This window comes from Hyphococcus aureus (genome assembly GCF_042643165.1).
GTDB lineage: Bacteria > Pseudomonadota > Alphaproteobacteria > Caulobacterales > Parvularculaceae > Hyphococcus > Hyphococcus aureus.
In genome coordinates, this window is record NZ_JBHRSH010000002.1 from 680,471 (window position 1) to 701,077 (window position 20,607).

A 20,607-nucleotide genomic window follows, 5' to 3' on the forward strand; every position below is an offset into this window, starting at 1 on the left:
TAAAAAGATTTTGCCTTGGAGAAAAATTTCATTGTGTTGCGCTGCATATAAAAACGCACAAAAAGCTCTATCTGGAAAGGCCCCTTAAAAATTTTTTATAAAAGGAGCGCGGCAAACCGCCGAAACCGCCATCGGTGAAGGAACAATAAGGCCCGCACACGCGTTAGGTCTATGCGTAACTCTTGAAGGAGCCCCTCTGATGATAGCCGCCCAGAAAACTCAAAATCAGAAACCGACGAAAGACGAACAGGACGAGCTCGACGAGGCGCTGGAGGAATCCTTCCCGGCAAGCGATCCCCCGGCCCCGGCGAGCCCGCCCACCAAAAGCGAAGAACTGGAACAGGACAAGAAAAAGCCCTGATTAGCCGCCGGACTTTCTCATATAGTGACCACAGGAAGCGCCGTCCGTAGTGACGGCGCTTCTTTTGCTTGTTAAAACCGCGCCCGAACTGATCCCCATATCCATAGGACGCCCATGAAAGCCCTGATGAAAGCAAAGCCCGAAGAAGGCATCTGGATGGTCGACACATCGCGGCCGGAAGTCGGCGCGAATGACGTCCTGATCAAGGTCAAACGCTCGGCGATCTGCGGCACCGATGTCCATATCTACAATTGGGACGACTGGGCGAAAAAGACGATCCCGGTTCCCATGACCGTGGGCCATGAATTCGCCGGAGAGATCGTCGAGATCGGGTCGGAAGTTCATCTTGAACATTTCAACATGAAGATTGGCGACCGCGTCTCAGCCGAAGGTCATGTGACCTGCGGCTATTGCCGCAACTGCCGCGCAGGCAAGCGCCATCTCTGCCGCAACACGGTGGGCGTCGGCGTCAACCGTCCTGGCTCCTTTGCGGAATATGTCGCGGTGCCGGCTTTCAATGTCTACAAATTGCCCGAAGCGGTCTCGGACGATATGGGCGCAATCTTCGACCCTTACGGCAACGCGACCCACACCGCCCTCGCTTTCGATCTTGTTGGCGAAGATGTGTTGATCACCGGCGCCGGCCCCATCGGAGTGATGGCGGTGGCGATCGCAAAATTCGCCGGCGCGCGCCATGTAGTCATCACCGACGTCAACGATTACCGCCTCGATCTGGGGCGCAAGATGGGCGCGACGCGCGCCGTGAACGTCACCAAAGAGAATTTGCGCGACGTCATGGAAGACCTCAAGATGACCGAAGGCTTCGACATCGGTCTTGAAATGTCCGGCGTGCCGTCGGCGTTCCAGTCCATGCTCGACACCATGAATCACGGCGGCAAGGTCGCCATGCTCGGCATCATGCCCAATGGCGCGGGCGCCGACTGGGAGAAAGTCATCTTCAAGGGCCTCGACATCAAGGGGATTTACGGTCGGCGGATGTTCGAGACCTGGTACAAGATGGGCGCCATGCTGCAGGCCGGGCTCGACCTGACGCCGATCATCACCCACCGGTTTCCCATTGAGGACTACCAGACCGGCTTTGACATCATGCGCTCCGGCCAATCGGGCAAAGTCATTCTGGAGTGGTGACTTGAGCGCCGGATAAGCCCAAAACGCTGTACATGAACGCGATCCTGAAATTTTTCATCGGTTTACTGGCTGTCGCGGCGATTGGCGTGGCGGCCACGACGATGAAAACGGTCCCGGGCTCCTCCCGGTCGGCGTCTGTGGCGCTTCAGGAAAAAGCTGAACAAGTCCTCATCGCCAATGACCGCGTCCGCGCGTCTGTGATCATGGACGGGCAAAAGGCGATCATCAACGGCGCAGCGCCTGACGCGGCGGCGCGTCAGGCGCTGATTGATCGTGTCGCCGCATCCGCCGGGCCCGGCGGCCTCGTTGCGGGCGGCGTCACCGCCGTCGATGCGACCCGGCTGCTCGTATCAGCGCCCGCTCCCCGCGCCGAGCCTTTCATTTTCATTGCAGAGCGCGAAGGCGGCGTCCTCTCCCTTTCGGGCCATGTCCCGGATCAGGAGACGCGCGATTCCATTTATCGCCTGGCGCCGGATTTGTTTCCGGAGACGGAGATTTCCGGCGTTCTCGAAATCGCCGATGGGGCGCCTGTATCGGCGCAAAGCTGGTTGAATGCTGCGGCCTCGTCGCTGCGCGCGCTCTCCCATTTGCGAAAGGGTGTGGCTGAGGCCAATGACGAGGATTTTTCCATCAGCGGCGAGGCGGAAGACGAAACCCGCGCCGCGGCCGCGCGGACATTATTGACCGATCTGCCTGAAGGATTGAATGGGACGGCGGACATTGTCATTCGCAAACCGCCCGCCAGCATTGAGGAGATCATCTCGCTGGCTGAAGAAGAGACATTATCTGATGAAGCCCCGACGCCGGACGCGCCGCCGCCGGCAACTGAAATCGCCCCGGTTCAGCCGGAAACAATTGAAGCCGAACAGACGGCGGCGCCCGAAAATGATTGTGCCAGGCGCCTGCAAAGCGCCATTGACGCACGGCGGATCGGGTTTACGAGCGCGCGGGCCGACATTGACAATCCCTCACGCGATCAGTTGCGGACAGTTGCGGGAATATTCTCCGACTGTCCCGCCTCAGTGCGTCTGGCGATTACAGGTCACACCGATTCCAGCGGCAACGCCGCGCGCAACCGCCAGCTCTCGGGCTACCGCGCCGATGCGGTGCGCGCCTTCCTGGTTTCCGTGGGAGCTCCGGCGGACCGCATCACTGCGCGCGGCGCCGGCTCCTCTGAGCCGATAGCCAGCAACAGGACGCCGGAGGGGCGCGAACGCAACCGTCGGATCGACATTGAGGTCATCACAGAAGAATAATCGTGCGCCCTCATTTGCGGCGACTTGTCGGGTGAAAAATGTCGCCTGGCGACAGTTGGCAAGGGCGCGAAAAGAACTCAAACTGAAAGTATAAAAGGAGCCTTCATGTCCCGCATCGACACGCAACTCGCCGAACTAGGCATTATTCTGCCGGAACCTGTGGCGCCGGTGGCGAACTATGTGCCCTATGTGATTTCCGGCAAGCAGGTGTTCATTTCGGGGCAGGTTTCCATCGGCGCCAATGGCTTGATCACTGGCAAACTCGGTGCCGATTTATCCATCGAAGATGGCGTCGAAGCCGCTCATGCCTGCGGCGTCAACCTGATCGCGCAATTGCGCGCAGCCTGCGGCGGCGATCTCGACCGGGTGAAGCGCGTCGTCAAACTTGGCGGTTTCGTCAACTGCACACCAGATTTCGTCGATCAACCGAAAGTCGTAAACGGAACCTCGGACCTGATGGTTGCTGTGTTCGGGGATGCAGGCCGCCATGCGCGCGCCGCCGTCGGGGCGCCATCCCTGCCGCTCGGCGCCGCGGTTGAGGTCGACGGCGTCTTCGAGATCGCCTGATGGCCGACGGGGTGGACAAGGATGGCGCGGACAAAATTGTCGGCCGCACCCTCTCCTCAATCAGCGAGATTGATGCGGCCACATGGAATAATCTCGCCAATCCATCCCCTGAAGCCTACAATCCGTTTGTCTCCCACGAATTTTTGAGCGCGCTCGAAGCTTCAAAATCGGTAGCCCCTGAGACCGGCTGGGCGCCGATGCATCTTATTGCGGAGGAAGCGGGCGACATTATCGGCGCGGCGTCGCTCTACGCAAAAGGCCACAGCCAGGGTGAATATGTTTTCGACCACCACTGGGCCGATGCGTTCCACCGTGCTGGCGGGCGGTACTATCCAAAGCTCCTGAGCGCCGCGCCTTTTACGCCGGTTCCGGGCCCAAGGCTGCTGGCGGCGTCTCGCGCCGCCAAAGCAACCATCGCCGCCCTGCTGAGAGAAGCAGCAGTGCAAACCGGCGCTTCCTCGACCCATGTGAATTTCATAAATGACGACGACCGCTCCATCCTAGAGGGCGCCGGGTTCCTGCCGCGCATGGGCGAGCAATATCACTGGTTCAATCGCGGCTATGACACATTCGAGGATTTTCTTGGCGAACTCGCCTCCCGCAAGCGCAAGCAGGTTCGACGTGAACGGCGCGAAGCCGCAGAAGACATTAAAATTCACCAGCTTAGGGGCGACGAGATCACCGAGCGTCACTGGGACGCCTTCTGGATATTCTATCAGGATACGGGCGCGCGCAAATGGGGCCAGCCCTACCTCACCCGCACCTTTTTCCGTCTAATCGCGGAGACCATGAAAGAGCATCTTATGTTCATCGTCGCGGAAAGGAGTGGCGAGCCGATCGCCGGCGCCCTGAATTTTATCGGCGGCGACGCGCTATATGGACGTTATTGGGGGTGTACGGAAGATGTGCCTTTCCTTCATTTCGAACTTTGCTATCATCAGGCGGTAGACTTCGCTATCGAACACGGGCTTTCTCGTGTTGAAGCGGGCGCGCAAGGCCAGCACAAGATCGCCCGCGGTTATGAACCTGTCCCGACATGGTCAGCGCACTGGATCGAAAATGACAGCTTTCGGGACGCCATTGATCGCTATCTTGTCTCGGAAAGAGAGCAGACGGGCATGGAAATTGACACATTGAAAGACTATACACCATTCCGGAAATCATAGCGGTGCCATACAGGACGGACTCATGTCGCTCGAAACTCAATATGATCCCGACAATATTTTCGCAAAAATCACGCGTGGGGAGATGCCAAGCGTAAAAATTCTGGAGACGGATAATATTCTCGCTTTCATGGATGTGTTTCCCCAAAGCAAGGGGCATTGTCTTGTCATTCACAAAAACAGTCAGGCGGTTAATTTTCTCGACGTGGATCAGGAAGCGTTATCCGATCTCATGACCGCAACTCAAAAAGTCGCGCGCGCCGTCAATGACGGCCTGAAACCGGACGGCATCCGCATCCTGCAATTCAGCGGCGCGCGCGCCGGACAGACCGTATTTCATCTGCATTTTCATGTGCTGCCGGTTTATGAAGGCGTTGTTGTCGCCGCGCATGCAAGCGGCAAACCGGCCGATGCGGAAAGTCTTGAGCCGATTGCAGCGCAGATTCGCAGCGCGCTTACCTAATAAAACAGAACACCAAGGTGTGATTTTATCTTGTCACTTTTTCCTCGCGCAGACGTGTCTTGCGCGACGCAAGGCGCCAATATTATCTTGAATTTTGCAAGGTCGCCGCGCCGCCAACTTCCCCATATTCGGGGGCCCCACAACTGCGCGGCATGCCCAACTTAGCGGCATATATGGCGGCCTTTGCACGTTTTGACCGACTGTAGCGTCCGAACGTTTTGCGTTCATGAAGCAGACCCGCTGAAGCGCGCCGGATCCCCCTTGCCGCTTGGCGCGCTCCAAGAAAGGCCGTCGCGAACCCCTTCCCTCGCGGCGGTCTTTTTTTAAGCTGGATTTTGCGAAACTGTTTCCGGAAATTTGAAATCGCCCATGGCCGGAAATTGCTGACGGTCGAACGACCAATCCTTGAAGGGCCCGTCGAGGTCTACCCAATGCAGGAACAGATGAGCGGACCAGCGATTCGGATTGGGGACCGTGCGGCCATGACGATAATTACAGCCCTGATAAAGAATGGCGTCGCCGGGATTGAGCATCACCTGTTTTGACGCCTCATCTCCGAAATCATCCGCCTTCTGAAGCTGGCAGGCATCGGCGAATTCGTAACGACGCTCACCAATCTCAAACGGCCAGACAATATCATCGCTATAGCCAAGCATCATGGAGAGGGAATGCTCACAGGACTCGCGATCCGAATGCACCGTACAGATGTCGCCCTTCTGGTAGACCCGGAAATAGGCGTAACTGGGGGCAAGGCGCTTGCCCGTCAACTCGACCATGCGCGAGGTGAGCCCCCAATGAAAACCCATGGTCGTATGATGGCGATAACTATAAAACTCATAAGCCGGTTTGGCGTTGACCCGCGGCGCCGTCAGAAAGGCGTCAGGCCTTGAGCTCAACTGGGCGCAAACAATCGCCAGGAAATGCTGCACCATGGGCGCCGGCGCCACACCGGGCACGACGGCGTAACCGTTTGATTCGTAGGATGTTCTGAACGCGTCACTCATGGGACTAAATTCGCCCATCACAGGCGCCGGGTCAATCGCCGCAAGCGGCCGCGACTAAACGCCTCTGATCCGCGATGAACCGGCTGGGCGGCCCAGGCGGAGGCTGCGAGACTGTCCCCTCGGGGACGCAATTCCAAAGGACCGGACATGAAACTCACCAACAGCGCCTGCATGGCGGCGGCTTTACTCAGTATGACCGTCCTTGCCCCCGCCCGAGCCGAGCAAGGTCTTTCCGGCTATCGTGCCGAAATGGAGCGGGCCGCAGCGGCGTTTCAGGACGAGGACTGGCCAGCGCTCGACGCAGCGCTGGAGGAAGCGCAGAAGGCCGCGCCCGGTTCTCTCTACGTCTATCGGAACCGCATTCTCTCTCGCATGCTGACAGACCGCCCGGATGAAGCGCTGGCCCTCGCGTCGGCGGCGGCCGAACGCGGACTGACCCTGCGCCTCACTGGCCATCCCGCTTTTGACGAACTCACCACCTTGCCCGGATTCGCGCCCATCGCCGCAAAGATGGAGGCCAATGCGGCGCCCCTCGGCGCGCCTTCGACTGTTGTTGAATTCAAGGAAAACGGGCTCCTGCCTGAAGCCATCGCCTATGATCGCAAGAAGTCGCTTTATATCGGTTCTGTGCGCAGCGGCGCCATTCTGAAAGCAAAGAAAAAGGACGCCGCCCTGACGCCGATCTCCTATGCGTCAGGCGGCGTCTTTGATATCGAACTCCGCGACGGCATGATCTGGGCGGCGGTCAACAATCAACTCGCTTATGAGAAGGCTGGCGAAGAAGACGCCTTCGCATCCATCATGGCGTTCAACGCAAAAACCGGCGCGCCTCAGCGCGAAATCCGAGTCACACAAGAAAAAGCCATGCTTGGCGATCTTGAAGTCGCCAAAGAGGGGACGGTTTACGCCAGCGATTCCATAACGCCGCGCATCTTCCGAATGGCGCCCGATGGGCAAACTCTTGATATTTTCTCGGAAGATCCCCGCTTTGCAAACCCTCAGGGGATCGCCCTCGATGAAAAATCGGGCAAGCTCTATTTGGCGGATTATCTCGCCGGGCTATTCGTCATCGACACTGAAACCGGTGAAGCAACGCAGCTAGAAAACAAGGCCAATGCCCATCTCGGGGGCATTGACGGGCTCTATCTTTATAAGGGCGGCCTGATCGGCATTCAGAATGGATCGACACCGCAGCGGATCGTTTATATCGGCCTCGACGACGAAAAGACCGCTGTCACCAGCTTTATCACCCTGCACCGCAATCTTGAGGACTGGAACGAGCCGACACATGGCGCCGTCATCGGCGATGAATTTCGCTATATCGCCACTTCCAACTGGCCATCCTATGACGACGAAGAGTGGACGGTGAAAGACGGGCCGGCGCTCCAGCCGCTTCGCATCATGACGCTGCCGCTTGAATCGAACTAGGATAGGCGCGCAGCAGAAAGGCGCGGCTCCCCGCGATCCAGTTTTGATCGAGATTTCCGAAGATGAGATGAAAGCCGTCCTGGCGCCGGAGCTTGGCGGCGTGGTCATGTCTCTGTCTTTCGGCGGCAAAAACATATTCCGCCCCGCCGCCTCACAAGAGGCCGTCGCCGCCGATCCACGCGAGGCGGCGTGTTACCCGTGCGTCCCCTGGTTCAGCCGGCTTTTCGGCGGTCTTGATTTTGATGGTCGCCATTACGAGCTGGCGCCGACCTTGCCGGTCTGCGACCCTGACCACGCGCTGCACGGTCATGGCTGGGTCAATCCATGGCGCGTCACCGACCAGAGCGGCGATCACGTCGCTTGTTGGTTTGATCACACACCGGGTCCGGGTCTATTTCCGTTTCCGTTTTTCGCGACGCAGGAGTTTTCCGTCTCGGCAGATCAATTTCAGATCGCCCTATGCGTCACCAATAGCGGAAACGCTCCCATGCCTGCGGGGCTAGGGCTTCATCCGTTTTTTCCCAACACGAAAACTTCCGAACTCAATTTCACGGAATATTTTGATCAGACCACACCTGCGAAGGGCCTTTCACCGCCTGAGAAAATCGAGCATCGCGGCCCGATGACGGACGATCCCGTAGACTACACCATCAAGCGCTGGGACGGGACGGCGGAGATTGTTCATGATGGCCTGAAGATCGCGATGCACAGCAACGCCCGCATTCTTCACCTCTACTCCCCTGAGGAGGCGGACTTTTATTGCGCCGAACCGATCAGCCACCTGCCCGGTTATTTCGGGCGTGACATCCTGGCGCCGCAAGAAACGATGGATATTTTTCTTTCGCTCAGTGTTGAAAATTTAACGTGCTGAAAGACGGCTACAATCAGTTAACCATACTTCTTGATGAAAAGGCGGCGCGATATGGTTTTTCGAGCGCCGCCCCTCAGGACCCGCTACAGCGCTTCAACACTTCCGGCAATGCGGAAAGTTAACGCTCTATTATCTAGTTACCTGCAATTTTCCCTCTCGTAAGGGAGACCGGATATCCGGTCTGAGTTGTGTATGCGTGTAAATAGTTTTTGTACTGATCGGTCCGGATCGACCGCGATCGAATACGCCCTGATCGCTGCGTTGATTGCGGTCGCAATTTATGCATCGCTGGAAATCACCGCCGAAAGCACAAAATCCAAATTTTTGCGCGTGGAGTCCTCTTTGCTCGCCGACGATAGTTCATCTGGAAACAGTGGAAACAGCGGCGGTTACACAGGCGGCGGCTCGGGCGGTGGCGGCTCCTCGGGCGGATCTGGCGGCGGGTCTCCTTCAGCCTCAGGCGGAGCAGGCGGAAGCGCAGGCAATGCTGGTTCCGGCGCGCAAGATCCCGCAAGCGGCCAAAACAACGGCCAGGGAAATGGTCAGGCAAATAACCAGACCGGCAATTCCGGCGCGTCAGGGTCTACTGGCGCAAGCGGCGGCGGCGCCTCAACAGGCGGCGGTTCATCTGGCGGTGGTTCAGCAGGCGGCGGGTTCTCTATTGGCGGCGGCGTGAGCGCCCCAACCCCGGGGGCCGGATCAACACCGGGAGCGTCTACACCCGGAATGACACCCCCCGCCGGGACAACGCCAGTCACCGATCCTAATGCGCCAGGCTCTGCCGCGCCCGGCAACAGCAATGGGAACGGCAACGGCAACGGCAACGGCAACGGCAACAATAAAAACAAGAACAAGAATAAAAACAAGAAACAATAGGGCTGCACACATAGACCCAAACAAAAAACGCCGGGCGGGGAGCCCGGCGTTTTTCTTACTGATTATTTCAGGCGCTTATTCCATCAACGCCGGAACACTGGCGTCATCGCCACCATCTTTTGGCTTGTCAGCCTTTTCCGGGTCCGGAAGATATTCAAAGGCGAGCTTTGTCTTGTCTTTAGCGTCCACCAACACGCGAACAATGCCCCCTTCTTTGAGGCTGCCGAAGAGGATTTCGTCGGCGATGGGCTTTTTCACATGTTCCTGAATGACGCGCGCAAGCGGCCGCGCGCCCATTTCATCGTCAAAGCCGCGCTCCGCAAGCCATCGTGTCGCTTCTTCGGAAAGCTCGAAGGTCACGCCGCGATCGGCGAGTTGCGCTTCCAGTTGCAGCACGAACTTTTCAACGATCCGGTTGATGATCGCCTGCGAGAGACCAGCGAACTGGATGACCGCATCGAGACGGTTGCGAAACTCCGGCGTGAACATCTTTTTGATGGCCGCTTCGGTTTCGTCCGTTTTCTTGCCGCCCGCAAACCCGATGGCGAATTTCGCCGCATCGGACGCGCCCGCATTCGTCGTCATGATGATGATGACATTGCGGAAATCGACCTTGCGGCCATTGGCGTCGGTGAGCTGTCCGTTATCCATCACCTGCAACAAGATGTTGAAGATTTCCGGATGCGCTTTCTCGATTTCGTCGAGCAAGAGCACGCAATGGGGATGCTGGTCGATGGCGTCGGTCAAAAGACCGCCCTGATCGAAGCCGACATAGCCCGGCGGCGCGCCGATTAGACGCGAAACCGTATGGCGCTCCATATACTCCGACATGTCGAAACGCACGAGCTCGACGCCCATCACGAGACCAAGCTGTTTTGCAACTTCGGTTTTGCCGACGCCGGTGGGGCCCGCAAAGAGATAGGAGCCGATCGGCTTTTCAGGTTCGCGAAGACCGGCCCGCGACAGCTTGATCGCCGCAGCGAGCTGGTCGATCGCTTCATCCTGGCCATAGACCACGCGTCGCAGATCCTCGCCAAGTTTCTGCAAACGCTCGGTGTCGGATTTCGACACGGATTTCGGCGGGATGCGCGCCATTTTGGCGACGACTTCCTCGATCTCCGGTTCATCGATAAGTTTGACGCGCTTGTCCTCCGGGAACAGCATCTGCCGCGCGCCGGCCTCGTCGATCACATCGATGGCTTTGTCGGGCAGCTTGCGGTCGGTCATGTATTTTGACGAAAGCTCCGCTGCGGCGATAATGGCCTCATCGGTATATTTAAGTTTGTGGTGCTCTTCGAAATAAGGCTTCAATCCCATAAGGATTTTCACCGTGTCGTCCTTTGTAGGTTCGACCACGTCGATTTTCTGGAACCGGCGCGCGAGCGCCCGGTCTTTTTCGAAATGCTGGCGGTATTCCTTGTAGGTCGTAGAGCCCATGCATCTGAGGGCGCCTGACTGCAAGGCAGGCTTCAGGAGGTTCGAGGCGTCCATAGCGCCGCCGGAGGTTGCGCCAGCGCCAATCACCGTATGAATCTCATCGATGAAAAGGATCGCGTCCTCATGGTCTTCAAGCTCTTTGAGAACCGCCTTGATACGCTCCTCGAAATCGCCGCGATAGCGCGTGCCGGCAAGCAGCGCGCCCATATCGAGCGAATAGATCGTCGATTTGGCCAGCACTTCGGGCACATCCTCATCAACAATTTTGAGGGCGAGCCCTTCTGCGATGGCGGTTTTGCCGACGCCCGGATCGCCGACGAGCAGCGGATTATTCTTGCGGCGGCGGCACAGAACCTGGATCGAGCGCTCCACTTCGGCGTCGCGACCGATCAGGGGATCGATCTTGCCGGAGCGCGCCTTGGCGTTGAGGTCGACGCAATAGGCTTCGAGCGCGCTTTCTTTCTGGTTCTGGCTGGCTTCAGCTTCCTCACTGACGCCGCGCGGCGATTTTGGCTGGCTCTCGCCGGGACGTTTGGCGATGCCATGGGAAATGTAATTCACCGCGTCGAAGCGGCTCATATCCTGCGCCTGCAGGAAATGCGCAGCGTGGGACTCGCGTTCAGCGAAAAGCGCGACAAGCACATTGGCTCCGGTCACTTCCTCACGGCCTGACGACTGAACGTGAATGACAGCACGCTGAATGACGCGCTGAAAGCTCGCCGTCGGTTTGGCCTGCTCGCCATTCTCAAGTTTCAAATTGGCGAGTTCATTTTCAATAAACTCGTAAAGCTGCCGGCGCAGCAGATCCACATCCACATTGCAGGCGCGCATGACAGCCGCGGCGTCGCGGTCGTCGGTGAGCGCGAGCAAAAGATGTTCAAGCGTCGCGAGCTCGTGGTCGCGCTCCGTCGCCAGCGCGATTGCGCTGTGCAGACATTCATCAAGACTCCGGCTGAACGACGCCATAAGGCTTACTCCCGTTCCATAGTACATTGCAGCGGATGCTGGTTGCGGCGCGACAGCTCCATCACCTGCGCCACTTTGGTCTCCGCAATTTCATAAGTATACACGCCGCAGACGCCGATGCCGGACTGATGCACATGCATCATGATACGCACCGCGTCCTCGGCGTCTTTCTTGAAAACAGCCTGAAGCAGCCAGACGACAAATTCCTGGGGGGTGTAATCGTCATTGAGCAGGAGGACCTTGTAAAGCGAAGGCCGCTTGGTTTTGGGCGCTGTCTTGGTGACAACCCCAATACCCTGCCCGGGCCCGCCATTATCGCCGTTCCCGTTCTCCTGATCGTTTTCGTTGTCTTCAGCCATAGTCGCCTTAGTTTCCTCGCGTCAGCGGAGCTTGGCAACCGCCATTACCGCACCGCACTATTAGATAAGTAATCCCTTCCCGTTGAAAAGAAGCAAATTTTTCCCGAGGCCGATAAAATTCATGGTTAGAAAATCGGCAAAAAAAAGAGCCCGGCGATACGCACCGGGCTCTTTCACGCAACAGTGATACGCGGAACTGTTACTGAAACCTTACGGACGGAAGGACTGAATTTTCTCAACAAGCGCGGAATAGCGCTCGGTGAGCGGCTCAACCGTGTCTTTCGCGGTCGACGCCCAGATATCAGCCACCTTGTTGATTTGGCCGAGATTTTTCTCAACGGACGTCTTCATGAAGTCGTTGTTGAGTTCGATCGCTTCTTGCAGCGTTTTCGCGGCGGAGGCCGCTTTAGCAGTCGCGACAGTATCTTCGAAAGCCGCTTTGGAGAACGATGCGCTCTCGCTGGTCAGCGTTTCAAGGCCTTTCGTGAAAGCGCCAGCCGACGCCATCAGGGCGTTCAGCGACTCTTTCTGGAAATCAGCGAAAGTCGACATGCCTTCCGCGAATTTTTCATAGCCTTCCTTGAACGAATCAGGACCGAAGGCCTTCATGTCGAACGCATCAGCGGCGGTTTTGGCAGTAGCCATAATAGTCTCCCTGGGAATCAGAGCTAAAAGCTTGATTCAATTGCATATAGGGCGAAAACCGCCCTCTTGTGCAGCGCAACATAGTGATGGCCGCGCCGGTGGTCAAGATGTTTTTGTTGCACTGCACAATTTATTTGAGCCAGATTAGTAAAACTTTCGTTAACGCTCCGTTTACCGCGTTGCACGATCATCCGTCTCGCCGCGAAACACGCGGCACAGGGATTGCTCCACGGAGGGAACGGCCAGGACGTTTCCCGACCGGGGAGATTTTAGGGCGAATAACGCTGATTTTTCGGGGGCCGGCGTCCTCCGTATATTGAAATGCGTTTTGATATGGGCGAGGCTCGTTGCATGTTCATGGGGTTGCGTAGCGTATCGATTTGGGTCGCAGCGCTGTTTCTAGCGCTGATGGGGATATCGCCGGCTGCGGCGAATTCTAAGTATGCCGCTTACGTTGTTCACGCCGATTCTGGTGATGTCCTATTTGACCGCTATTCGACAGATTATCGCTACCCCGCCTCCTTAACCAAGATGATGACCCTCTATCTCCTGTTCGATGAACTGGAGGCGGGACGGCTCACGCTCGATTCCAAAATCACGATTTCCGCCCACGCTGCCGGCCAGCCGCCGTCAAAGCTGGGCATCACCAGCGGCTCAACCATCGACGTTGAAACCGCAATCCAGGCCCTGGTGGTGAAATCCGCCAACGACGTCGCCGCCGCTGTCGGCGAACAGATTTCCGGCTCCGAATGGCGCTTCGCCAAGAAAATGACCGAAAGAGCACGCGAGCTCGGCATGCGGCGGACAACCTTCCGCAACGCCTCCGGCCTGCCTAACTCGAAACAGGTCACGACGGCGCAGGACATGGCGACGCTCGGCCGGCGCCTGATGCAGGATCACGAAAAATATTTCCATTATTTTTCTTTCCAGAGCTTCGTTTGGAACGGCCGCACCTACACGACCCATAACGCGCTGGTGAAAACCTTCGATGGCGCGGACGGCCTGAAAACCGGCTACACCCGCCGCTCCGGCTTCAACCTCGCCACCTCCGCAACCCGCGACGGCAACCGCCTGATCGGCGTCGTTCTTGGCGGCCGCTCATCGCGCACCCGCGACGCCCATATGCGCCTCATCCTCGACAATGCTTTCGCGCAGATCGACAAGAAGCCCACCCTGATCGCGTCTCTTTACCGGAGCACGCCCGCGCCGCGCCTCAAGCCGACCTTGGTCGCCGCAATGGCCGCCAGCGAAGCCGCGCCCACTATTGCCGCCAATGAAGAGTTGCGCGCGGAAATCATGACCGCCGCGGCGACCATGAAGACCGCGCCGGACGGCGCCGACGGCATCGGCGTTTTGATCGCGCAAGCCGATCCGGACGATTTCAACGAATTCGAACTGAACCGCCTCGCTTCGCTTTCCACCGATGACGGGATGCTCGGCCAGGGGGACTTTGACGAGAACCCCGCCGGCGTTTCCTGGGGCGTGCAGATCGGCGCCTATTCCACCAAGGATATGGCGCAAAAAGAGCTCGAAGCGGCCGTCAAGAAATCCGGCATGGCGTCGCCTGCCCGCGTGGTGCTGCCGACGCCCATGGAAAGCGGCAAGACCCTCTATCGAGCCCGGATTGTAAAGCTCACGGAAATCGAAGCCGCCGCGACCTGTGAAACGCTGAAAGACAAGAAGCTGACTTGTTTCGTCGTTTCCGACGGCGGCGCGGTTGTCGCCAACTAGTCTGTCTGGCTTTCCGCCTGGGCAGCCTCGATCAGAGCCTCGATCCCGCGCCAATCTACAATCTTGAAGTTCTGCGGCGAGCCTTTCGGCGCATTGAACCCGTCCTGCGCAATGAACAGGCCAGCAGGGAATTCATCGCCAAGACTGGCCGAGACGGCCTCAATGCCATCCGTTTCCTCGGAGCCATCGATCGCATCACCGGCACTCACCGAAAAGCGCGTGATGAATTCATTGTCGCCCTCGCGAGCGTAAACTGCGTAGCTGTTGTTGCCTTGCGATGAAGCCAGAAGATAGCCCGTCTGCGACCCGGTCTTGTAAAGCGCAAGACCTTCCACGTCAGCCTTGACGCCACTCGCGCCGGCCACTTCGTCGATCAGCCCCGGCGCTGCAAACTGAGCGCCGTCAAAACCGGTTTTCCAGACGCCGCGATTTTCCTCGCCGATATAAAGAACGCCCGCATCGTCATCGAAGACGCAACCTTCGAGCTGGCTTTCAAGTTTCAGCCGCGCCGCCTCTTCGCCGCCGCCCGGCCCGGCGAGACGATAAGCGATAAGATCACCGGTCTTGTAAGCGACAAACGCAAAGACATCGCCGCCCCACGCGCCCATGCACAGCCCGTAAGGCTCATCGAGAAGCGACGGAAACGAGCCGCTCTCGGCAACCGCGCCATCGTCAATAGTGAACAACGTGACTGAATTATTGGTGCGGTTCGACGCAGCCGCGATATCGCCTTGCCATCCGTCAATCGTGACATTCTGGCGAAGATCCACATTGTTCAATTCACCCGACGGCAGGAATTGCATCACAGCGCCAGTGAGATCGTAAACATATAGCCCGGCCTGTTTGTCAGTGCCGAGTATAAGGCTCGCCGACGGATCGGCGGCGTTCACCCAGATCGCCGGATCGTCCGCCGCATCGTCAGAAGATTTCACCGGCGCCGTTTCATGAGCGGCGAAAACAAATGGCGTTTGCGGCGCAGAGGCGCATGCGGCGGCGAAAACAACAATCGACAGGCTGGCGGCGGTTCTCATCAGTGACCTTCCTGAAAAAACAAACGGCGGCGGACCTTATACGCGGCCGCCGCCGCTACTCAACACTTCCTCTTTTGCGGGGACTAACGCAAAACGCAGAGGAAACTCTAGTATTTGAATGACACGCCGAACTTCGCCGACCAACCATATTCCTCATATTGAGAGTTCAGCTTGCCATAAGCGGGGCTGCGCACGAACGCCACGAACGGTTCGTTGTTGACGTTCTTGAACTCGGTGAAGAACTGGAACTGGTCCGTCACGCGGTATTTCGCAGAAATGTCGATCTGCAAATGGTCATCGACAATACGGTCGATATCCTGGCCAGTTTCATCTTCCTGAAGCGCCAGCTCATCAAGATACTCGTCGCGATAGGTGGCCGCGAAGCGAATGTCGATGGGTCCCTTTTCATAGCCGAGAATACCGGTGGCCACATGGTCGGACTGACCCGGAATGCTGATCTTGCGGCCGTCAATAAGCGTCGCCTCGCTGTCAACAAAGGTGTAGTTGGCGCCGATGATGAAGCCGTCCAATGGGCCCGGCAAAAAGTCCAGCGGCTGCTGGTAGTTCAGCTCTATGCCGAAGATGGATGCATCAGGTACGTTAACATACGTTTCCACTTGATCGAAGCGGACGCCAAAAAATTCGCCTGAAGCGTTAACGGCTGTAATCAGGTTGGAAATATCCTTGTAGAAGACGCCGGCGGACAGAACCGACTTGTTGCCGGGATACCATTCAAGCGATGCATCGAAATTGTGCGCCTGCTGGCGTTCGAGATCGGGATTACCAGCCTCGCCTTCGCGTTCGACTGCCACCACATCGTTAATGTCATCACCATCAAGCTCACCGCCTTCTTCAACGAGGATACGCGGCGCCGCCTGCTCCAGATTCGGGCGAACGATTGTCTTGTAGTAGCCGAGCCGGAAAACGACCTCATCAGTCACATCGTAGCGAATGTTCACGCTTGGCAGCCAGTCCGTGTAGGACTTGTTCACATCGACGGCCTGCGCATAGACCCGCGCAACCTCAAGCGCCGTGACGTCATCACCGCCATCATATTCAAATTCGAAGTCTTCCGCAGCCAGATCGCCGACGGGCGCCGTCGGGATGACGGTTTCCGGATCAAGCGAGCCGGTGACGTCGCCGGCAAGCTCGGCCTCAAATTCCTGCAGGGCGAGGTTGAAACCGCTGGCGTCATATTCCGTGTGCTCAACCCGCACGCCGGCGACGACGCTGACATTGCCGAACTGACGCTGCGCCATCACATATCCGGCGTAGACGTCTTCGTTCGCTATATAGTTCGCGCCTGTGGATTCGAGGGCCGTATCGATTTCGTTTAGTTCGAACATGTCGATGTTCGAGAAGAAGAAATCGCGCAACGTATCGGCGCCGACTACAGGATTGATGCGGTCAAGGTCATAGTCGACCGCGTTCACGAATGGCGTCAACAACAGATCGTCATCGCCATCCCAGCCATCGTAGATCTCAAGATCGAGATCGTAGGATTTTTCACGCAGGCGAACCTTGCCGCCGGTTTTGATGTAACCGGGCGCGCCAAACAGATCGAGGTCAACTTTCAAATTCGCCTGAAACGCCAGTTCGTCGTCTTTCGCGATGCCGTTGGTGCGTTCGACAGCGTCGAATTCATAATTTTCAGGATCGAAATAGGCTGCTTCAGCGTCCGCATCCGGGAAAGCGAGCGAAGGAAGAAGGGTGTCGGAAATGTTTACGCCGAACAGGCCCTCTTCAAATTCGCCGCGGAAACCGGCGTCCAGACGCTCCGGCTCGCTTTCCTCCGCATAGGAGTAGGAACCCGCGATATCGAAGGTGACCGCATCCTTGGAGAACTCACCGCCGCCAACAAAAGAGTAGATCAACTGATCTTCATAGCGATCCTTGATGTCGCGATCGACTTCAAACGGATCGTCATCAGCCGCGTCAAACACGGCGACGTCGCCGCTGCTGTTAGCATCATCAAATGACGGATCGCCAAATTTGTTTTCGACGCGGCTGCGGAATTCCTGGTCGGAAAAGTCAGAATACAGCCCGTGTGCGTAAAGAACGAGATTATCGTTCGCCTGAAAATCAAGGTTCAACGCGGCGGAGAACCGTTCACGCGTCACCTGATAGTCGCGCAGCTCAAGTTCTTCCGGGTAGATAACGGCTTCGTCGAGAATCCACTCGCCGTCATTTTCGATATTTTCAGATCCGAATTTACGCTTCTGCCAGGCGGCGGTCGCCGCGACGCCGAGGCGGCCGTCGAGGAAATTGTTCGCAAAAGCGCCCGAATAGCGCTGGCCGAACTCATCCACCTGATTGGTGTAAATCCCGGCGGCCTTAAGTTTCAGGAACAAATCCTTCTGATCGAGACCGGACAGGGTCGAGATCTCGACATTGCCGCCAATGGAGTCGCCATCCACATCCGGCGTCAGCGACTTCGTGATCGTGATGCTGGAAAGGATGTCGCTGTCGATCACATCGAGCGGAACTTGGCGCTGATCGGAGTCGGGTGACGTCAGGCGCACGCCGTTGATGGTCGTCGTCACAAAATTCGGATTGGCGCCGCGGATGGAGACGTAGCGCCCCTCGCCTTGATCATTCTGGATGTTGACGCCTACGGCGCGGCGGGCGGCCTCGGCGACGTTCTCATCGGGAAGCTGGCCGATAGCGTCTGCGGAAAGAACCGTGATAACCTTGTCTGAGGCTTTTTGCTGGCTCAGCGCTGAGTTGAGCGCGCCGCGCTGACCGACAACGAGGACGTTGTCGATAACGTCGACATCTTCACCGAGCGAAATGTTCTGGCGCACAACCGCATCTTCACTTGGCACCGAAACGCTGATTGATTCTGACGCCGCCCCCACATAGGTCACAACCAGCGTATAATTTCCCGCCGGCACATTGCTGAGTCGGTATTGGCCGGCGCGATCCGTCGATACGGAAGCGCCGGTTTCCGCGATGCGCACCACGGCGCCTTCGAGCGAAACAGACTGGCTCTGGTCGCTGACGCGGCCTTCAATAACACCTGCAAGCGCGGGAAGCGGTGCAGCGGCGACAACAGCAAGAACGGAGACCGCCGAAGCGGACAGGAGAGAACGGTTCATAAAAGCCCCACCAAAAACTGCCGTCAAAAACTGACGACAAAAATGAATGGAGGGGCCATGCCTCTGCTTTGTTACCGCGTGGTGACAGGGGCGTGACGGAAATGTAAAAATGGCCTTCCGGCAGCGACAGTTTTACACATACAAAAAGAACCACCGCTGTTATGCGCACGGTTTGCGCATGAAGCGCGCTTCAACTAGCATCGCCGCCAACAGTCTGGGAGAAACGCATGTCGCACGAAGAAATCATCAAGGTCAGCAAGGCTGCCGCCGCGAACACCCTAACCGACGCCACAAAGGCGAGCGCAATTCGTGCGCAGGCGAAGGATGACCCGGATGGTTTCTGGACGGATGTCGCAAAACGTCTCGACTGGTCCAAGCCTTTCACCCGGGTGAAGGATGTTTCTTTTGACGCCAAAGATCTTCACATCAAGTGGTTCGATGACGGTGAATTGAACGCTTGCGTCAACTGTCTCGACCGGCACCTGCCGGAACGCGCCAATGACATCGCGATCATCTGGGAAAGCGACGACCCTGCGACCGCGAAACACATCACCTACGCCGAAGCGTTTGAAGAAACCTGCCGCATGGCGAATGTCCTCAAAGCGCGCGGCGTTAAGCGTGGCGATCGCGTCGTGATCTACATGCCAATGATCCCTGAGGCCGCCTACGCCATGCTCGCCTGCGCGCGCATCGGCGCCGTCCATTCGGTCGTCTTCGGCGGGTTCTCCCCGGAAGCGCTGGCGAGCCGCATCGAGGATTGCGGCGCTGTTGCGGTGATCACGGCGGATGAAGGCATGCGCGGCGGCAAGGCCGTGCCCCTGAAGGCCAATGTCGACAAGGCGCTCGGGCTGAAACAGCACAAAACCGATGTTCGGCTTGTTCTGACTGTGGAGCGCACAAACGCGACCATTCCCATGACGGCCGGCCGCGACCTCTATTATTACGGCGAAGCGCGCAATGACGTGGCGCCGGAATGTCCTGCCGAAGCGATGAACGCCGAAGACACGCTATTTATTCTGTACACGTCAGGCTCAACCGGAAAACCGAAAGGCGTGTTGCACACGACTGGCGGTTACCTCACCTATGTGTCCTATACCCATGAGAAAGTGTTCGACTACCGCCTGGGAGAAATCTTCTGGTGTACGGCGGATGTGGGGTGGGTCACCGGCCACAGCTATATCGTCTACGGGCCGCTCGCCAATGGCGCGACGACACTGATCTTTGAAGGCGTTCCCACATATCCGGACGCATCGCGCTTCTGGCAGGTGATCGAAAAGCATCAAGTGAACATCTTCTACACGGCGCCGACGGCGCTGCGTGCGCTGATGCGCGAAGGCGACGACATGGTGAAGAAGGCTGACCGGTCATCCCTGCGCCTGCTTGGTTCAGTGGGCGAGCCCATCAATCCCGAAGCATGGCTGTGGTATTACAATGTCGTTGGCGACGGCAAACATCCCATCGTCGACACCTGGTGGCAGACGGAAACCGGCGGCATCCTCATTTCGCCCCTGCCCGGCGCGACCGATCTGAAACCGGGCTCGGCGACCCAGCCCCTGCCCGGCGTGTTCCCGGCGATTGTCGACGCCAACGGAAATTTTCTCGACGGCGCCTGCGAGGGCAATCTCGTCATCACCGACTCATGGCCCGGTCAGATGCGCACCGTCTACGGCGATCATCAGCGTTTCATCGACACTTACTTCAAGACTTATCCCGGCATGTATTTCACCGGCGACGGCGCACGGCGGGACGCCGACGGCTATTACTGGATCACCGGCCGGGTCGACGATGTCATCAATGTCTCCGGCCATCGCATGGGCACGGCGGAGGTGGAGGCCGCCATTGATGAGCATGACGCCGTCGTCGAGGCCGCCGTCGTCGGCTTTCCTCACGACGTCAAAGGCCAGGGCATTTACGCTTATGTAACCCTTCTCGCCGGCGTGGAGCCGACGGAGGCCATGGAAAAAGAAATCATCGACGTGGTGCGCCGGGAAATCGGCCCGATCGCCAAGCCCGACCATATCCACTTCACCCCGGCCCTGCCCAAAACCCGCTCAGGCAAAATCATGCGCCGAATCCTGCGGAAAATCGCCGAAAACGAATTCGGGGCGCTGGGCGACACCTCAACCCTGGCGGACCCGAGCGTTGTCGACGCCCTGATTGAAGGCCGTAAAAACCGGTAAGATTTCCGCAAATCCGGTTTAT

General features: G+C 57.8%; 17 protein-coding genes. 11 read left to right on the top strand and 6 right to left on the bottom strand.

Annotated elements, in window-relative coordinates; genetic code table 11:
* The first annotated feature begins 199 nt into the window (after positions 1–199).
* The 6 genes from ACFOOP_RS16265 to ACFOOP_RS16290 all read left to right on the top strand — a co-directional run bounded on the left by ACFOOP_RS16265 (position 200) and on the right by ACFOOP_RS16290 (position 4,959).
* A complete protein-coding gene (locus ACFOOP_RS16265; RefSeq protein WP_379882188.1) occupies positions 200–361 on the top strand; it encodes a hypothetical protein in 162 nt (53 codons plus the stop codon).
* A 114-nt stretch (positions 362–475) separates the two neighbouring features.
* Entirely contained in the window at positions 476–1,510 is a 1,035-nt protein-coding gene (gene tdh / locus ACFOOP_RS16270; protein WP_379882189.1) for an L-threonine 3-dehydrogenase, read from the top strand.
* 32 nt (positions 1,511–1,542) lie between these two features.
* A complete protein-coding gene (locus ACFOOP_RS16275) occupies positions 1,543–2,766 on the top strand; it encodes an OmpA family protein (RefSeq protein ID WP_379882190.1) in 1,224 nt (407 codons plus the stop codon).
* A 105-nt stretch (positions 2,767–2,871) separates the two neighbouring features.
* A complete protein-coding gene (locus ACFOOP_RS16280; protein ID WP_379882191.1) occupies positions 2,872–3,333 on the top strand; it encodes a RidA family protein in 462 nt (153 codons plus the stop codon).
* Positions 3,333–4,499 carry a GNAT family N-acetyltransferase gene (locus ACFOOP_RS16285; protein WP_379882192.1) on the top strand — a complete coding sequence of 389 codons (1,167 nt, stop codon included), beginning with the start codon at positions 3,333–3,335 and terminating at the stop codon, positions 4,497–4,499. Before ACFOOP_RS16280 ends, ACFOOP_RS16285 begins: the two co-directional genes overlap by 1 nt.
* A 22-nt stretch (positions 4,500–4,521) precedes the next feature.
* Positions 4,522–4,959, top strand: a complete 438-nt coding sequence (locus ACFOOP_RS16290; protein ID WP_379882193.1) for an HIT family protein — start codon at positions 4,522–4,524, stop codon at positions 4,957–4,959.
* Between the two features lie 323 nt (positions 4,960–5,282).
* On the opposite strand, the gene ACFOOP_RS16295 is transcribed toward ACFOOP_RS16290, so the two are convergent.
* Positions 5,283–5,963, bottom strand: a complete 681-nt coding sequence (locus ACFOOP_RS16295) for a hypothetical protein (protein ID WP_379882194.1) — start codon at positions 5,961–5,963, stop codon at positions 5,283–5,285.
* Positions 5,964–6,110: 147 nt separating this feature from the next.
* Here ACFOOP_RS16295 and ACFOOP_RS16300 point away from each other — a divergent pair, with 147 nt between their 5' ends.
* The 3 genes from ACFOOP_RS16300 to ACFOOP_RS16310 all read left to right on the top strand — a co-directional run bounded on the left by ACFOOP_RS16300 (position 6,111) and on the right by ACFOOP_RS16310 (position 9,138).
* Positions 6,111–7,391, top strand: a complete 1,281-nt coding sequence (locus tag ACFOOP_RS16300) for a hypothetical protein (protein ID WP_379882195.1) — start codon at positions 6,111–6,113, stop codon at positions 7,389–7,391.
* A 43-nt stretch (positions 7,392–7,434) separates the two neighbouring features.
* On the top strand, positions 7,435–8,262 hold the full coding sequence (locus ACFOOP_RS16305; RefSeq protein ID WP_379882196.1) for an aldose epimerase family protein: 828 nt from the start codon (positions 7,435–7,437) through the stop codon (positions 8,260–8,262).
* Between the two features lie 192 nt (positions 8,263–8,454).
* Positions 8,455–9,138 carry a Flp family type IVb pilin gene (locus ACFOOP_RS16310; RefSeq protein WP_379882197.1) on the top strand — a complete coding sequence of 228 codons (684 nt, stop codon included), beginning with the start codon at positions 8,455–8,457 and terminating at the stop codon, positions 9,136–9,138.
* A 75-nt stretch (positions 9,139–9,213) separates the two neighbouring features.
* Here the strand turns inward: ACFOOP_RS16310 and clpA are convergent, their stop codons facing one another.
* The 3 genes from clpA to ACFOOP_RS16325 form a co-directional block, all read right to left on the bottom strand.
* Positions 9,214–11,541, bottom strand: a complete 2,328-nt coding sequence (gene clpA / locus ACFOOP_RS16315; protein ID WP_379882198.1) for an ATP-dependent Clp protease ATP-binding subunit ClpA — start codon at positions 11,539–11,541, stop codon at positions 9,214–9,216.
* 5 nt (positions 11,542–11,546) lie between these two features.
* The gene (clpS, locus tag ACFOOP_RS16320; RefSeq protein ID WP_379882200.1) at positions 11,547–11,900 is read right to left on the bottom strand and encodes an ATP-dependent Clp protease adapter ClpS; all 354 of its coding nucleotides are present in this window, start codon (positions 11,898–11,900) and stop codon (positions 11,547–11,549) included.
* 210 nt (positions 11,901–12,110) lie between these two features.
* Positions 12,111–12,545, bottom strand: coding sequence for a phasin family protein (locus ACFOOP_RS16325; protein ID WP_379882201.1), 435 nt, complete (start codon positions 12,543–12,545; stop codon positions 12,111–12,113).
* 333 nt (positions 12,546–12,878) lie between these two features.
* Between ACFOOP_RS16325 and ACFOOP_RS16330 the strand changes: the two genes are divergently transcribed.
* Positions 12,879–14,276: a serine hydrolase gene (locus ACFOOP_RS16330; protein WP_379882202.1), complete on the top strand. Its 1,398-nt coding sequence runs from the start codon at positions 12,879–12,881 to the stop codon at positions 14,274–14,276.
* Here the strand turns inward: ACFOOP_RS16330 and ACFOOP_RS16335 are convergent.
* Complete coding sequence (locus tag ACFOOP_RS16335; RefSeq protein ID WP_379882203.1) at positions 14,273–15,307, bottom strand: phytase; 1,035 nt, start codon at positions 15,305–15,307, stop codon at positions 14,273–14,275. The genes ACFOOP_RS16330 and ACFOOP_RS16335 overlap by 4 nt on opposite strands.
* Before the next feature lie 107 nt (positions 15,308–15,414).
* Positions 15,415–18,405, bottom strand: coding sequence for a TonB-dependent receptor (locus tag ACFOOP_RS16340; RefSeq protein WP_379882204.1), 2,991 nt, complete (start codon positions 18,403–18,405; stop codon positions 15,415–15,417).
* Positions 18,406–18,632: 227 nt separating this feature from the next.
* On the opposite strand from ACFOOP_RS16340, the gene acs reads away from it, so the two are divergent.
* On the top strand, positions 18,633–20,585 hold the full coding sequence (acs, locus tag ACFOOP_RS16345; RefSeq protein WP_379882205.1) for an acetate--CoA ligase: 1,953 nt from the start codon (positions 18,633–18,635) through the stop codon (positions 20,583–20,585).
* The last annotated feature ends 22 nt before the right edge of the window (positions 20,586–20,607 follow it).